This window comes from Lysinibacillus sp. NPDC096418 (assembly GCF_044762775.1).
Lineage (GTDB): Bacteria > Bacillota > Bacilli > Bacillales_A > Planococcaceae > Lysinibacillus.
This window is the reverse complement of record NZ_JBIWEY010000001.1, coordinates 351,665-367,636: the sequence shown is the minus strand read 5'-3', so window position 1 is coordinate 367,636 and position 15,972 is coordinate 351,665. Positions and strand designations below refer to the sequence as shown.

12 protein-coding genes and 1 other annotated feature (1 of these 13 running past the window's edge) are annotated in these 15,972 nt (G+C 40.9%); of the genes, 11 read left to right on the top strand and 1 reads right to left on the bottom strand.

The window, feature by feature from the left end:
- Positions 1-238, top strand: a binding site (T-box leader); it begins 9 nt to the left of the window's first position.
- A 52-nt stretch (positions 239-290) separates the two neighbouring features.
- The 4 genes from pheS (at position 291) to ACIQZG_RS01715 (ending at position 5,604) form a co-directional block, all read left to right on the top strand.
- A complete protein-coding gene (pheS, locus tag ACIQZG_RS01730) occupies positions 291-1,328 on the top strand; it encodes a phenylalanine--tRNA ligase subunit alpha (RefSeq protein ID WP_402753426.1) in 1,038 nt (345 codons plus the stop codon).
- Between the two features lie 14 nt (positions 1,329-1,342).
- The gene (pheT, locus tag ACIQZG_RS01725) at positions 1,343-3,757 is read left to right on the top strand and encodes a phenylalanine--tRNA ligase subunit beta (protein ID WP_402753425.1); all 2,415 of its coding nucleotides are present in this window, start codon (positions 1,343-1,345) and stop codon (positions 3,755-3,757) included.
- Between the two features lie 110 nt (positions 3,758-3,867).
- Positions 3,868-4,497, top strand: coding sequence for a MerR family transcriptional regulator (locus tag ACIQZG_RS01720; protein WP_402753424.1), 630 nt, complete (start codon positions 3,868-3,870; stop codon positions 4,495-4,497).
- A gap of 168 nt (positions 4,498-4,665) precedes the next feature.
- A complete protein-coding gene (locus ACIQZG_RS01715) occupies positions 4,666-5,604 on the top strand; it encodes a nuclease-related domain-containing protein (RefSeq protein ID WP_402753423.1) in 939 nt (312 codons plus the stop codon).
- A gap of 222 nt (positions 5,605-5,826) precedes the next feature.
- Here the strand turns inward: ACIQZG_RS01715 and rnhC are convergent, their stop codons facing one another.
- Positions 5,827-6,762, bottom strand: coding sequence for a ribonuclease HIII (gene rnhC / locus ACIQZG_RS01710; RefSeq protein ID WP_402753422.1), 936 nt, complete (start codon positions 6,760-6,762; stop codon positions 5,827-5,829).
- Between the two features lie 147 nt (positions 6,763-6,909).
- Between rnhC and zapA the strand changes: the two genes are divergently transcribed.
- From zapA to ACIQZG_RS01675, 7 genes are all read left to right on the top strand, one after another.
- Positions 6,910-7,170, top strand: a complete 261-nt coding sequence (gene zapA, locus ACIQZG_RS01705) for a cell division protein ZapA (protein WP_402753421.1) — start codon at positions 6,910-6,912, stop codon at positions 7,168-7,170.
- Between the two features lie 5 nt (positions 7,171-7,175).
- Positions 7,176-7,715 (top strand): CvpA family protein, encoded by a 540-nt coding sequence (locus ACIQZG_RS01700; RefSeq protein ID WP_402753420.1) that lies wholly within the window; start codon positions 7,176-7,178, stop codon positions 7,713-7,715.
- Between the two features lie 60 nt (positions 7,716-7,775).
- The gene (gene polX / locus ACIQZG_RS01695; protein WP_402753419.1) at positions 7,776-9,485 is read left to right on the top strand and encodes a DNA polymerase/3'-5' exonuclease PolX; all 1,710 of its coding nucleotides are present in this window, start codon (positions 7,776-7,778) and stop codon (positions 9,483-9,485) included.
- Positions 9,486-9,503: 18 nt separating this feature from the next.
- Complete coding sequence (locus ACIQZG_RS01690) at positions 9,504-11,870, top strand: endonuclease MutS2 (RefSeq protein WP_402753418.1); 2,367 nt, start codon at positions 9,504-9,506, stop codon at positions 11,868-11,870.
- Between the two features lie 50 nt (positions 11,871-11,920).
- The gene (locus ACIQZG_RS01685; RefSeq protein ID WP_402753417.1) at positions 11,921-12,334 is read left to right on the top strand and encodes a DUF350 domain-containing protein; all 414 of its coding nucleotides are present in this window, start codon (positions 11,921-11,923) and stop codon (positions 12,332-12,334) included.
- Between the two features lie 549 nt (positions 12,335-12,883).
- On the top strand, positions 12,884-13,825 hold the full coding sequence (locus ACIQZG_RS01680) for an NERD domain-containing protein (RefSeq protein WP_402753416.1): 942 nt from the start codon (positions 12,884-12,886) through the stop codon (positions 13,823-13,825).
- Between the two features lie 452 nt (positions 13,826-14,277).
- Complete coding sequence (locus tag ACIQZG_RS01675; protein WP_402753415.1) at positions 14,278-15,969, top strand: AMP-binding protein; 1,692 nt, start codon at positions 14,278-14,280, stop codon at positions 15,967-15,969.
- Positions 15,970-15,972 lie beyond the last annotated feature (3 nt).

Here is a 15,972-nt window from a genome sequence, read left to right as displayed (position 1 = left end):
TTGACCGGGAAGTAGTAAAGATTGTGAATGGACGACAGGGAGCGCAGGCCGTAGATTGAAAGCCGACGCCGTGCCAATGCAGTTTTGAATTCAGCCCGCGAGCAGCTACCGGGACCAGCGTTTTAGCTGTAAAGGATAGCCGGCTTTAATCTTAGTCGTTATGTCAATGAAGTGATTGCACGCGTATTTGTTGTGCAATAACTAGGGTGGTACCGCGAATTATGTCCTCGTCCCTTTCTTAGGGGCGGGGTTTTTTGTTTTTATCGAGATGATTCAAGGAGGTTTTACACATGGAAGAACAATTAAAGCAGTTGGAGCAAGAAGCTTTAGCGAAGATTGAAGAAGCGGCGAATTTAAAAGAATTAAATGATGTACGTGTGGCGTATTTAGGGAAAAAAGGGCCAATTACGGACTTATTAAAAGGTATGGGTAAATTATCGGCTGAGGAGCGCCCGAAAATGGGGGCTTTAGTGAACACTGTACGTGAAAACGTGACTGCTCAGCTAGAAGCTAAAGTGGCTATTCTTGAAGAGGCTGCAATTGCTGAAAAATTAGCAACTGAAGCAATCGATGTAACATTACCGGGTCGTGCTATTAAAGTTGGTAACAGTCACCCATTAACACGTGTTATTGAAGAAATTGAAGACTTATTCATCGGGATGGGCTACGAGATAGCAGAAGGTCCAGAAGTAGAAAAAGACTACTATAACTTCGAGGCACTAAATTTACCAAAAGGTCATCCTGCGCGTGATATGCAAGATTCATTCTATATTTCCGAGGAAATATTATTACGTACACAAACATCTCCAGTTCAAGCGCGTACGATGGAAGCGAAAAAAGGTGAATCAATTCGAATCATTTGCCCAGGGAAAGTTTTCCGTCGCGACAATGATGACGCAACGCACTCACACCAATTTATGCAAATTGAAGGTCTTGTAATCGGCGAAAATATTCGCATGAGTGATTTGAAAGGTACTTTAGGTATGTTTGCGAAAAAAATGTTCGGTGAAGACCGTGAAATTCGTTTGCGTCCAAGTTTCTTCCCGTTCACAGAGCCTTCTGTTGAAATGGATATTTCTTGTTTCAAGTGTGGTGGCTCAGGTTGTAACATCTGTAAAGGTACTGGCTGGATTGAAATTTTAGGTGCGGGTATGGTGCATCCAAGAGTACTAGAAATGTCAGGTTATGATCCGAAGAAAGTTTCTGGTTTTGCGTTCGGTATGGGTGCAGAGCGTATTGCAATGTTGAAATACGGCGTGGATGATATTCGTCATTTCTATACAAATGACACGCGTTTCTTATCACAATTCGAGCGTACGGAAGGCTAGGAGGAGAAAATTACATGTTAGTTTCATTAGAATGGTTAAAAGATTATGTAGGTACTCAGGAATTAGCACCTGAAGTTTTAGCTGAAAAAATTACGCGCTCTGGGATTGAAGTAGACGCAGTAATCGACCGTGCAAGTGGTATGGATAAAGTTGTAGTCGGTCATGTTGTATCGAAAGAAAAACACCCTGAAGCGGATAAATTAAATATTTGCCAAGTGGACGTTGGGGAAGATGAGCCACAACAAATTATTTGTGGTGCACCAAACGTCGATGCTGGCCAAAAAGTAATCGTTGCTCGTCCAGGCGCACATTTACCAGGTGGCATCAAAATTAAAAAAGCAAAACTACGTGGACATGAGTCAAACGGGATGATTTGTTCATTACAAGAGTTAGGTATTGAAGGCAAGCTTGTACCGAAAGCTTATGCAGAAGGTATTTACGTATTACCTGCAGATGCAGAGCCAGGTTCTGATGCACTTGCACTTTTAGGCTTACGCGACACAGTGTTAGAGCTAGGCTTAACGCCAAACCGCTCTGATGCACTTTCTATGCTAGGTGTAGCATACGAGGTTGGAGCAATTCTTTCTGAGGAAGTAAAGTACCCAGAAATTTCTTATAAAACATCTTCTGAAAAAGCGGAAGACGTATTAAAACTTCGCGTGGAAGATTTACAAGCGAATCCTATGTACGTAGCAAAAGTTGTGAAGAACGTGAAAGTTGCTGAATCACCAATGTGGTTACAACACCGCTTAATGGCAGCTGGCGTGCGTCCACACAATAATGTAGTAGACGTAACGAACTACATTTTAATGGAGTACGGTCAACCGCTTCACGCATTCGACTACGATAGTCTGGCAACAGGCGAGATTGTTGTTCGCAAAGCAACAGAAGGCGAAACAATCACGACTTTAGATGACCAAGAACGCACATTAAAAGCGTCTGATTTAGTCATTACAAATGGTAAAGAGCCGGTAGCAATCGCAGGTATTATGGGTGGTGCGAATTCTGAAGTAACAGAAACGACAACGACTGTAGTCATTGAATCTGCTTACTTTGATGGTTTAACAGTACGCCAAACTTCACGTGAACTAGGTCTTCGTTCTGATGCCTCAGCTCGTTTTGAAAAAGGCGTTGATCCAAACCGTGTTTTACCAGCAGCTGAACGTGCAGCTGCATTACTTGCTGAACTAGCTGGCGGTGAAGTGCTAGAAGGCACTTGTATCGTAGATGAATTAGATAAAACACCTGCACGTGTTGTTGTATCGCCTGACTTCATCAATGAACGTCTAGGTATGAAAATTTCTTTAGAAGAAATGTTAACTATTTTAGAGCGTCTAAAATTCGATGTAGAAGCAGCGAATGGACTGTTAATCGTTGATGCACCAACACGTCGTCAGGATATTAAAATCGAAGAAGATATCGTGGAAGAAATCGCTCGTCTTTATGGCTACGATGAAATCCCGATGACTTTACCAGAAGGCGCGCAAGTTGGTCGCTTAACGCCTTACCAAGAAAAACGCCGTGTTGTGCGTAATTTCATGGAAAGTGCTGGGCTTTATCAAGCAGTCACATATTCATTAACGTCAGAAGCACTATCTCAACGTTTTGCACTGAAAGCTGAGCCTGTTACACGTTTATTAATGCCGATGAGTGAAGAGCGTTCTACACTACGCCAAAGCTTAATTCCGCATTTAATCGAAGCGGCAGCTTATAACGTAGCACGTCGTGCAGATTCAGTTGCTCTATATGAGGTTGGTTCTGTATTCTTAGGTAAAACATCAGAAGAGTTACCTTATGAGGAAGAACATGTAGCTGCTGTGTTAACTGGTAAATGGTTAGACCATGCTTGGCAAGGTGAGAAAAAAGCAGTAGATTTCTTCGTCTTAAAAGGCGTAGTAGAGGGTGTTGTTAATAAACTTGGCCTAGGCGAGCGTATTTCATTCGTCAAAGCAGAAGTAGATGGCTTACACCCAGGTCGTACAGCAAGTATTTTACTAGACGGCGAACAAGTAGGTATTATCGGCGGTCTACACCCAGCAGAAGAAAAAGCATGGGGCGTCAAAGATACGTACGTGATGGAAATGAATTTAGTGGCTTTATTAGCAGCATCATCAAACGAAGCACCACTAGGTTATACACCAGTACCACGTTTCCCAGCTATGTCTCGTGATATCGCACTTGTCCTTGATCGTGCAACAGCGGCGGGCGAAGTCGTATCAGCGATTCGCACAGCAAAAGTAAAATTATTAAAAGACGTCCGTATTTTCGACGTGTACGAAGGCGATAAAATGGAGGCAGGCAAAAAATCAGTAGCCTTCTCATTAACATACTTCGATCCAGAACGTACATTAACGGACGAAGAAGTTGTCGCAGCACACAATAAAGTACTAAAAGCCATCGCTACAATTGAAGGCACAGAAGTGCGTTAATAATTTTTAGTAAAAAGGTTGCTCTACACTATGTAGGGCAACCTTTTTTCATATAAAAATGCTATAATTGTACAAATACATAAGCAACGTTGAAGGAGCACCGTAGAAGTATGAATAGTAGTAAATACACAACGGCAGATTTTGCCGCATTAGTCGGGGTTAGCAAAGCCTCTGTTAATAATTATGTCGCAATTTTATATGAGTGCGGCCACGTAGTAGCACGTGATCACCGCAATTATCGTCAATTTACCGATAAAGACATTGCTATTTTCAAGGCATTAATCACATTAAATAAAGAGCGTGGCATGAGGCTAAAAGATGCCGCACAGGTTGTGGTAGCGCCAGGTTTTAAGTTAGATAGTGTAGCACCACAGCAAGCGCTAGAGGTAGCGAAGTACGATGATTTATGCCAGTCAATGGAGCTGCTTGCTGGTCATGTGTATGGAATTGAGCAACAAAATGCACAGTTACTCGAGCTTATTCAAACGCAGCGTCAACAAAACGAGCTATTAATGGCGCAAAATAATACATTAAAGCAAGAGCTAGGCACGATGATGCAGCACTTACTTGAAAAAGCGAACGAACCAAGTGCTATGCACCAGCAACAGCTCGACCGTGTCGAAAAGCAAAATAACGCAATTATGAATGTCCTTAATCGCCTGCAAGCTGAGCAACGTGAACAAACTGTTGAGGAAAAACCCGTTGAAAAAGGGATCTTTGCACGGATTTTGAATAAATAATGCTTTTAAAGGGAGGCGACTATATGGCCTCCTTTTTTAGTTATCCACAAAAAATTACGGAAATTAATATTTAGTAGTGGTTTCTTTATCGAAAAAAATAGTTTCTAGATGTGTGTAGGCACGGGCGGAATTCCTTGTTATAGTCGAGTGAAAAACGGAGGGGTTTCAATGATTGTGAAGCCATTTGAAGAGTCACCGATGACACAAGGCCTGCGTGAATTAGCGAGAAGATTAATGCCAAGCCATCCACTTTATGCGAAAATTTTGCGAGAGCTCCAGCAATCTGAGGCAGGTGATCACGGAGAGCAATTTATCGTTAGGCAACTAGAAAAGCTATCACATTGGCTTGACCTGAAAGTACTACACAATGTGGCGATTCAAAAACCTATGCCCATGCAACTCGACGTTGTTATCATTACGCCGTCAGAAGTAATAATTGTTGAGAGTAAAAATATCCGAGGACATATTCAACTGAAAATGAAACCGCGTCAAATGGTACGAGTCCTTGATAATGGGGATAGGGGTATCTTCAATCAACCAGAGATTCAACTAGAGGAATATGTATACAACTTGTCCGAATTTTTTAACCGCCATCATGTAAAGCTAAATGTCGAAGGTATCGTCATTTTTCCCTTTAACAACGCGAGTATTGACTATGAAGATGGCCAATATCCGATTCTCGTACTACGCGAACTAGCGAATTATCTACGTCAAAGAAATTCCAATAATTCACCAGTTGAAAGTCGCGAAATTATTCAGCTACTTCTCCATCACCATCAGCCTTTTTCGCCATTTCCCTTATGTCACTATTACAAAATTGACCCGAAATATATAAAGCAGGGCGTAATTTGTCCAAATTGCCAATGTGACAAGATGCAGCGAGAACAATTTAAATGGATTTGTCTCCAGTGCCAACAACAAGATGTAAAGGCACATGTACAAGCATTGCACGATTATAGCCTGTTAATCAGCAATCAAATTACTAACAAGGATGCCCAACAATTTTTATGTCTCTCTAATCGCCATCATGTGAAACGAATGCTGCAGTCTACCTGTGTTAGGAAACAAGGTGTTACAAGTAATACGATTTATCAAATATTGAAATAAGATTGCGCAGGGGAGGCGAGATGCTCAACATAGTGTAATAATGGCTCAGGTTTGGGTGAGAGTCGCTCAACTTCATGTCTAGGTCGCTCAAGTTAGGTTTGAAGTCGCTCAACCTCATGTCTAGGTCGCTCAAGTTTGGGTGAAAGTCGCTCAACCTCATGTCTAGATCGCTCAAGTTTGGGTGAAGGTCGCTCAACCTCGCACCCACCCCGCAATCCTTCTTCACTTCATCAATTTCCGAGCCTTCTCTGTATTCGCAAAATGCCATTTTGTCATAGCACGCAGCTTTTCTTCTCCTTGTTGCTTCCAAATGCGAGCAGCCATTAGATCTACCTTGCCAGAGGCACCTTTCAATAGCTCCATGTCTGCTTCTTCACTTAATCGGTCCATCTCTTTTAAAAATGAAGCACGTGCTAAAATCGAAGCTGTCGCAACGGCCACATGTAATTGCTCTGCTTTGGTTGAAAAGAGTACATCTTCACGCACAACTTCCCGCTCATTTTTAAGATAATTGTAGTACACCCCGCGCTCTGCAAACTGGTCAATCAAAATGTGGTCAGGTTTTTCTGGTGCCATTTTTGTCAGTACATGACCCAATGCTTTGTTATGCATCATTGCTTTGATCTTGCCTTGGGAGTAGCCTTTTGCTTGGATTTTATTGTATTTTTCGTTGCGTAGCACTAACACACTGTGAACACAGGCTGCGCGTAAATCAGGGGCGATGCGGCGCATGTAGTCGTCTGTTAGCATTTTTGAGTCTTTTACACCTAGTTCATGTATTAGTTCGATTTTTGAAGCGGGTACATAGACGGCTGCCACCGTGACTGGACCAAAGTAGTCACCAGTACCAGTTTCATCTGAGCCAAGAACGGACATTGTAGCAAAGCCGTCTGGTAAAGCATCTCCTTTGGCGCCGATTTTTGCGGCAACGCCTGTAGTGACCGTGGTACTTTTCTCATGTCCCCAGCGTGTCGCTTCGCGTTCTGCACCGCCTCCTTGAAACATTAGTTTGCCAGATTTATAGAGTGTAATCGATGTATCGGATAATTTTGCGGCGAAGATGACACCTGGTGCTTTTCGTTCCACAAAATTGCTTGCATAGAAGGTCATCACCTCTTTTTGCACATTGTTTGGAATTAAAAGTACAATATTTGACATAAAACCAATCCTTTCTGTCCTCGTTGTTCACAATTTTATACCTTTCATGGTATGATAAGAAATAGCTTTTTTGTATGTGATGGTAAAAATATTGTTCACTTCACAGTTAAAATCGTGAGCGAATAGATTTTATTGGAGGGTGCGGCTATGGAAAATCAAGAAAAAAACAGAATTTCTGTAGAAATATATGGGCAAACTTATAAAATGGTCGGCACAGAATCAATTGGACATATGCGGCTCGTTGCTTCGATTGTAGATGATCGTATGCGCGAGATTAACATACATAATCCATCACTTGATAGTACAAAATTAGCCGTCCTAACAGCTGCAAATACGGTTCATGATTATTTGCTACTAAAGGAACAAATGGAAGAATTAGAAGAAGAATTGAAAAAGTTAAAGGGTTGAAGTGAATGCTAGATTTAATCATATTATTTATATTACTTGTTGGACTGATAGTTGGTGCAAAACGAGGCTTAATTGTGCAGAGTATGCATATGCTTAGCTTTGTGATTGCATTGATTGTTGCGTACATTTATTATAAGCCACTGGCAAATAAATTTGTGTTCTGGGTGCCGTATCCAGGAGTAGCTGAAGGCGGAAGTCTGGGTGTTGTGATAGATAGTTTGGACTTAGATAACACATTTTACCGCATCGTTGCGTTCGCGGTGATTTTCTTTGCTGTGAAAATAACACTACAAATTGTAGCTTCAATTTTTGATTTTATCGCTTATTTACCGGTACTGCAATCATTAAATCGTATACTTGGTGGGTTACTTGGTATGGTTGAGTATTATTTACTCATGTTTATCGCATTTTATGTGCTAGCGCTGTTACCAATCGAACCAATTCAAAATTTAATGTCGAAGTCACTGTTGTCAGGCTTGATTTTGGAACATACACCGATTATTACGAAGATGTTCCAAAATTGGTGGTATATTTATATGCAATAGCAAACTGTACACTTCTCTCTGCACCTGAGGGAAGTGTTTTTACGATAGGAGGAATTTTACATGAACAAAAAAACAATTATTCGGACACTCGAAAAAATTGCTTTATATATGGAATTACAGGGCGAAAATCCATTCAAGATATCTGCTTTTCGTAAAGCGGCTGGAGCACTTGAAGCGGATGAGCGTTCTTTAAGTGAAATGGATGATGTGACAAAGCTAAAAGGCATCGGTAAAGGTACAGCGGCAGTGATTGAAGATTTAATCGCAACTGGTGAATCTAGCCTACTGAAAGAATTAGAAGAGATTGTACCAAAAGGGTTACTCCCATTATTAAAGCTCCCAGGATTAGGTGGCAAAAAGATCGCAAAACTACATCAAGAGCTTGGGATAGATTCTGCGGAGAGTCTACAGGCCGCATGTGAGGCTGGAAAAGTACGTGAGTTGGCAGGCTTTGCAGCGAAAACAGAAGAGAAGATTTTAAAGGAACTTGCCAATTTTGCGAATCGTTCAGAGCGTCTGCCAATTTGGCAACTAGAGCCTGTCGTTTTACAAATTGAAGCACTTCTCAGTAGTATGAAGGAAGTAGTGCGTTTTTCTGTAGCAGGAAGCTTCCGTCGTGCCGCCGAAACAAGCAAGGATGTCGATTTCATTGTTGTAACAGAGGATGCCCAGGCAGTACGTGAAAGGTTACTCAGTGAGTTAGTTATAAAAGAGGTAGTGGCTGCAGGTGATACGAAAATTTCTGTTATTTTAGATCGTGATGAACCAGTGAGCGTGGATTTCCGTTTAGTGAAAGATGCGGAGTATGCTACGGCATTACATCATTTTACCGGTTCTAAGGATCATAATGTGCGCTTACGCCAAATTGCGAAATCGCGCGGCGAGAAAATTAGTGAATACGGTGTCGAGCAAGAAGACGGCTCTGTATTAACATTTACAGATGAAACAGCATTCTTTAATCACTTTGGTTTACCGTTTATCCCGCCAAGCTTGCGAACAGGTTCGACGGAATTTGATCGTACAGAGGAACTTGCTGAATTAGTGAAACTAGAGGATATAGTGGCAGATCTACATATGCACACGACATGGTCAGACGGTGCATATTCGGTAGCTGAAATGGGTGAGGCGCTAATTGAACGTGACTATCGCTATAGTGTTATCACGGATCATTCACAGTATTTAAAAGTGGCGAATGGTTTAACGCCAGAGCGTTTAGAAAAGCAACGAGTGGAGATCGACGCGTTTAATGAGGCACATCCTGACTTTCATTTATATGCTGGAACAGAGATGGATATTTTACCGGACGGCACGTTAGATTTTGAGGATGACGTATTGCGTAAGTTAGATTTTGTCATTGCTTCAATTCATTCAAGTTTTACGCAATCACAAGATAAAATTATGGCGAGACTGCACACAGCGATGCAAAATCCATACGTCCATATGATTGCACATCCGACTGGTAGAATTATTGAGGACCGTGCTGGCTATAATCCAGATATGGAACAGCTCATTACATGGGCTAAAGAATATGGTAAAATTTTAGAGTTAAATGCCAATCCATATCGTTTAGATTTATGTGTAGAACATTTAGAAATGGCAGTAGCTGCAGGTGTACCGGTTGCTATCAACACAGATGCACATGCAATCGACCAACTACGCTTTATGGATATTGGTGTTCGTTATGCCAATAAGGCTTGGCTGAAAAAAGATATGATTGTAAATACATGGACGCCAGAGCAGTTCGAGGCGTTCATTCGACGAAATAAATAGGTTGAGGAGGTGTTCTCGATGATTGCAGAGCGCGCATTGAAAACACTAGAATATAATAAGGTCCGTCAGCTGGTGGCAAAACATTGTACGTCTTCTATCGGGAAGTCTGCTATTGATGAGCTTGTGCCACAAACGGACTTTGAAAAAGTAGTACAATTATTAGATGAAATGGATGAGGGCTTATCCATTTTACGTGTCAAAGGTAATGTACCATTAGGCGGCATTTTCGACGTGCGCCCAGCGGCAAGACGTGCCCAAATTGGTGGGATGCTGTCCGCAATGGAATTAATGGAAGTGTCGAGTACGATTCGTGCAAGCCGCATTCTTCGAAATTTCATTGAAGATATAGATGCAGAAGCAGCGATTGACATTCCGCTTTTTATCGCTAAAAAAGAATCAATGCCTGTATTAACAGGTTTACAGCATGAAATTAATAACTGTATTGATGACAACGGTGGCGTAGTAGATTCAGCGAGTCAAACACTACGTACAATCCGTCAATCTCTACGTTCAGAAGAATCTAAAGTAAAATCTAAACTGGAGAGCTTAACTCGAGGCAGTAATGCATCAAAAATGCTTTCCGATGCAATTGTCACGATTCGTAATGACCGCTACGTTATTCCAGTTAAACAAGAATACCGCTATCATTATGGTGGAATCGTGCATGACCAATCTTCTTCCGGTCAAACATTATTTATCGAGCCAGATTCAGTAGTACAAGCTAATAACGAAATTCATCGCCTTAAAATGAAGGAACAAGCTGAAATTGAGCGCATTTTATTAGCACTGAGTGCCATGGTGGAGGAAGTCGCACCTGATCTCTTCAACCTCGTTAAAATATTAGGTGAAATCGATGTGATTTTAGCAAAAGGTAAATACGGTCAAGCGAATAAATGCACGAAGCCGAAAATGAATAAAGATGGTTATATTCGTCTTGTACGTGCACGCCATCCATTGTTACCAATTGAAACAGCAGTTCCGAATGACATTGAATTTGGCAAGGACATTACGGCAATCGTGATTACAGGGCCAAACACGGGTGGTAAAACAGTTGCATTAAAAACAGTTGGTCTTTGCACGTTAATGGCGCAGGCTGGTCTACCAGTACCTGCATTAGATGGGTCAGAGCTAGCTGTGTTTGAACAATTATTCACGGATATTGGTGATGAGCAATCGATTGAACAATCTCTTTCAACGTTCTCTTCTCACATGGTGAACATTGTTGATATTCTACAAAAATTCGATCATGAATCACTCGTATTATTTGATGAATTAGGTGCAGGAACAGACCCACAAGAAGGTGCTGCTCTAGCGATTTCTATTTTAGATGAGGTGCACGGTAGAGGTGCACGTGTAATGGCAACAACGCACTATCCAGAGCTAAAAGCGTATGGCTACAACCGCCCAGGTGTTGCAAATGCAAGTGTCGAATTTGATATTGAAACGTTGAGTCCGACATATCGCTTACTGATTGGTGTGCCTGGGCGTTCGAATGCTTTCGAAATATCAAGCAGACTTGGTTTATCTAAATCAATCATTGACCGTGCGAAAAACTTCACAGGTACGGACCGTCATGAAGTCGAGTCGATGATTGCCTCACTTGAAGAGTCTCGCCGTCAATCAGAAGACGATGCTGAACGTTCTCATGCGTTATTATTAGAATCAGAAGCATTACGTGAGGAACTACAAGGAAAACTACAAGCCTACGATGAGCGCAAAGAAGCTCTCGAGAAAAAAGCAAAGGAAAAAGCGCGCAAAATTGTCGATGAAGCAAAAGCAGAAGCGGAGTCGATTATTGCAGAGCTGCGTGAAATGCGCAAAAATGCTAATCAGGTAGTTAAAGAACACGAACTCATTGAAGCACGTAAACGTTTAGAAGAAGCCGCACCACTTGAAGACAACAAAGTACTGAAAAAAGCCGCACAAGTAAAAGCGCGTGCACAAAGCTTAGTTGTCGGCGACGAAGTTAAGGTGTTAAGCTATGGACAACGAGGTACTTTACTAGAAAAAATATCTGATTCCGAGTGGGTTGTTCAAATGGGCATCCTAAAAATGAAAATTGCCGATAGCGATATTGAATACATCAAACCAGAAAAAGAGCCTGTACAACGTATGTCAGGTGTGAAAAATCGTAGTAGTCATGTGAAATTAGAATTAGATTTACGCGGGGAACGCTATGAGGACGCACTGATTCGAACAGAGAAGTATATCGATGATGCGTTACTAGCCAACTATGGTCGCGTTTCAATTATTCACGGCGTCGGCACAGGTGCGCTTCGTCAAGGAATTCAGGGCTATTTGAAAAAACATAAACGTGTGAAGTCCTTCCGATTTGGTGAAGCAGGTGAAGGTGGCTTTGGCGTGACGGTTGTTGAATTGAAATAAGTGAAATAGTGTAATAACAAAACATCATTACGGTAAAGGGGACTGAGAAAATGCTAGATTCTAGTTTTTGGCGCTATCCGATTGTCGAAACGGCAGGGTATTTTAGTGTTGTTGTATTATGTTTAGTCGTCTCAATGGCATTATTCGAAGTCGTTACGAAATATAAAAATTGGGACGAAATTAAAAAAGGCAACGTCGCTGTGGCACTCGCAACAGGTGGGAAAATTTTAGGGATCTGTAATATTTTCCGCTATTCCATTGCACGTCATAATACATTAAGCGAAATGATTGGATGGGGTCTTTTTGGTTTCACTTTATTAATTGTGGCCTATTTCTTATTTGAATTTATGACGCCACGCTTTAATGTCGATGAAGAAATCGCCAACGACAATCGTTCAGTCGGCTTCATATCATTTACCATTTCAGTTGGTTTGTCATTCGTCATTGGGGCAAGTATCGCATAGGAGTGTAGCTAGATGGAAAAGTTAGCGAAAATTTTAATCGTCGTATGTATCGCATTTTTAGCAGTCGGCGTCTATTATATGATGAATAATTAGCCTGTACCGCGCATCCAAGGAGGAAATCTTGGATGCGTTTTTTGGTTCAATTATGCTTTGTTGCTTATCGCTCGTGAAAAGGAACTTACCGCTCAGGGAGAAGAGTAGTACGCTCGGGTGAAGGCACATTTCGCTCAGGGATAGAAGTGGTGCGCTCGGGTGAAGGTACTTATCGCTCGGGGGTAGGAGTAGTGCGCTCGGATGAAGACACATTCCGCTCAGGGTAGAAGAGGTGCGCTCAGATGAAGGCACATTCTGCTCAGGGGTAGGAGAGGAACGCTCGGGTGAAGTTTACTAATCACTTGAACTTTAATATTATCAGCACACTTATCCACAAGTTTTACTAAAATTTCATCAAATCTTTATTTTGAAACGGGCAAATTTTTTGTTTTGGAAAAGGTATAGGCATGGGCAAAAAAACTTGCTATAGTCGAGGCAAAAAGAAGGAGTGAGGGGATGATTTTAAAACCTTTTGAGGAGTCATTTATGGTCAAAGGATTAGGCGCATTATTACAACGGTTAGAAATGAGCCATCCGCTATATACAAAACTTTCCCATGAATTGCAGCAACAAGAAGCCGGTGATTTTGGAGAGCACCATATTATAAAGCAGTTGCAAAAGTTGTCGTATACATTAGATATTGTTATTTTGCATAATGTTACTATACCCGAGCCTATACCTATACAACTAGATATTGTGGTGATTACACCTTATGATGTTGTGATTATTGAAAGTAAAAATATTAAAGGTAATATTCAATTGAAGATAAAGCCTCGTCAGATGATTCGTACATTAGAGACGGGAGAGCGGCACATCTTCAATCATCCTGAAATTCAACTTGAGGAATATGTTTTTGGCTTGGGTAAATTTTTTGAACGGCAACAGATCCATGTTGATGTAACGGGGGTTATCGTTTTTCCGTTTAATAACGCCGAAATTCAATATGATGATGGGGAATTTCCAGTTTTAATGATACGTGAATTGCTCTATTTTCTAAGGCAGCATGTAATGAACAAGCGGTCACAAAGGAAGATACCATCTAAAAAAATTGGAAATCTCCTAATGGAAAGTCATCGTTTATATCAGATACCCCCATTTTGCACATACTACAAAATCGATCCCCTGGTTATTAGAAAAGGTGTATTCTGTCGTCGTTGTATACAAAAGAAGGTTGTTCGAAATAAGAAAAATTGGTTTTGCCCTTACTGCAAAATGTATGACAAAACGGCACATCATCAAGCTTTACAAGACTATCGTATGTTAATCAATGACCATATTAATACGGAAACGGCACGTTACTTTTTAGAGCTTTCAAATAGACATATTACGAAAAGGCTATTACAAGATTATTGTACACAGAAAAAGGGGCATAATAATCAGATGTTATATCAACTATAGGTGTGAGAGGTGTTTCCTGTCCATCGATTAGGTGAAGGAGTACATCGCTCAGGTCAATGCTCACCCCACTAAAGGTAATCTCCAAACTGCTCAAGTAATATACCTTCCTTCTCTGACTGCACTTTTTTAGCAGCACTACGAAATCATTCGCACAAAACTCCCTTGAAAATCATCAATATTCCCTCGAAACCTGGTAACCTATGCAAAATATTTTATTTTTCTAAAATAGGAATAAGGATAGTTTAACTTTCATAGATAACAAGAAAATGAATAGGTATTCATTGGTAAATAGAACTTCCTAGCATTTTTGAATGCTCATATAGATGTTCAATAATGCATAATAATTAATCGAAAATGCATTTATTTTCTATTTTTGTGTTTGAAAGTGTATTTCCTTTTCATTATAATGAAGGTAAGAATTTACAAAGTTTCGGACAAGGGGGAGAGGACGTATGACAGAAAAACCATGGTTAGCAAATTATCCTAAAGAAGTACCGCCTTCTTTAACGTTTGATGAAATTCCGGTGCAAGAATTTTTGACACGTGCCTATAAAGCGAATCCAGCTAAAGTGGCCATTCATTTCATGGGCAGAGATTTGACGTATACCGAGCTTTACGAGTCATCACTTAGGTTCGCCAATTATTTACAGTCTCTTGGGGTGGAAAAAGGTGACCGCGTGGCAATTATGTTACCTAATACGCCACAAAGTGTAATCGCTTACTACGGAGCAATGTATGCTGGTGCCGTTGTTGTTCAGACGAATCCACTTTATACAGAACGGGAACTCCAATACCAAATGGCTGATTCGGGTGCGAAGGTTATTTTGGTTATGGATATTTTGTATCCACGCGTCATGAAGGTCCTCAAGGAAACTGCACTTGAAAATGTCATTGTGACAGGAATTAAAGACTACTTACCATTCCCGAAAAATTTAGTATATCCATTTATTCAAAAGAAGCAGTATGGCTTTAGTGTGAAGGTGGAGCATAGTGGGCAAAATCATTTATTTACTGAAATCATGAGATCTTCACCGATAAAAACGATTGATGTGCCTTTTGATTTTGAAGAGGATCTTGCATTGCTGCAATATACAGGTGGAACGACGGGCTTCCCGAAAGGTGTAATGTTGACACATAAAAATTTAATTGCTAATACATCGATGTGTGATGCATGGATGTATGAATGTGTGCGTGGGGAAGAAACGATTATGGGGGTTTTACCATTTTTCCATGTGTATGGAATGACAACGGTCATGTTGTTATCTGTATTTACGCACAATCGAATGGTGCTATTACCAAAATTCGATCCGGAAACAACATTGAAAACAATTGATAAGCAAAGACCGACATTGTTCCCAGGGGCACCTACATTGTATATTGGTCTATTAAATCATCCTGATATTACGAAGTATGATTTATCTTCTATAAAGGCTTGTTTGAGTGGCTCGGCTTCATTACCAATAGAAGTGCAAGAACAATTTGAAGCGGTAACAGGCGGCAAGCTTGTAGAAGGGTATGGCTTAACAGAAACGTCTCCTGTTTCACACGCGACACCAATCTGGGGTAAACGTATAAACGGCTCAGTTGGTTTACCATGGCCAAATACCGATTCAGTGATTTTACGTACAGGTGATACTGAGCCGTTACCTGTTGGAGAAGTTGGTGAAATTGCGGTAAAGGGGCCTCAAGTTATGAAAGGTTACTGGAATCGACCGGAGGATACAGCTGCAACTTTTGCAGATGGCTGGTTTTTAACCGGGGATTTAGGTTATATGGATGAAGAAGGTTTCTTCTATGTAGTAGACCGTAAAAAGGATTTAATCATTGCAGGGGGCTTCAATATTTATCCGCGTGAAGTAGAGGAAGTATTGTATGAGCTGGAAGAAATTCAAGAATGTGTCGTTGCAGGCATACCAGATCCGTACCGCGGAGAAACTGTAAAAGCATATATTGTTTTAAAAGAAGGACATTCGATTACCGAAGACGAATTAAATAAATATTGCCGTCAGCATTTAGCGGCGTTTAAAGTACCTCGTTACTATGAGTTCCGTGATGAACTACCAAAAACTGCGGTAGGAAAAATTTTACGCCGCACTTTAGTAGATGAAGAAAAAACAAAAATGGTGAGCAAAGAAGCGAAATAACTA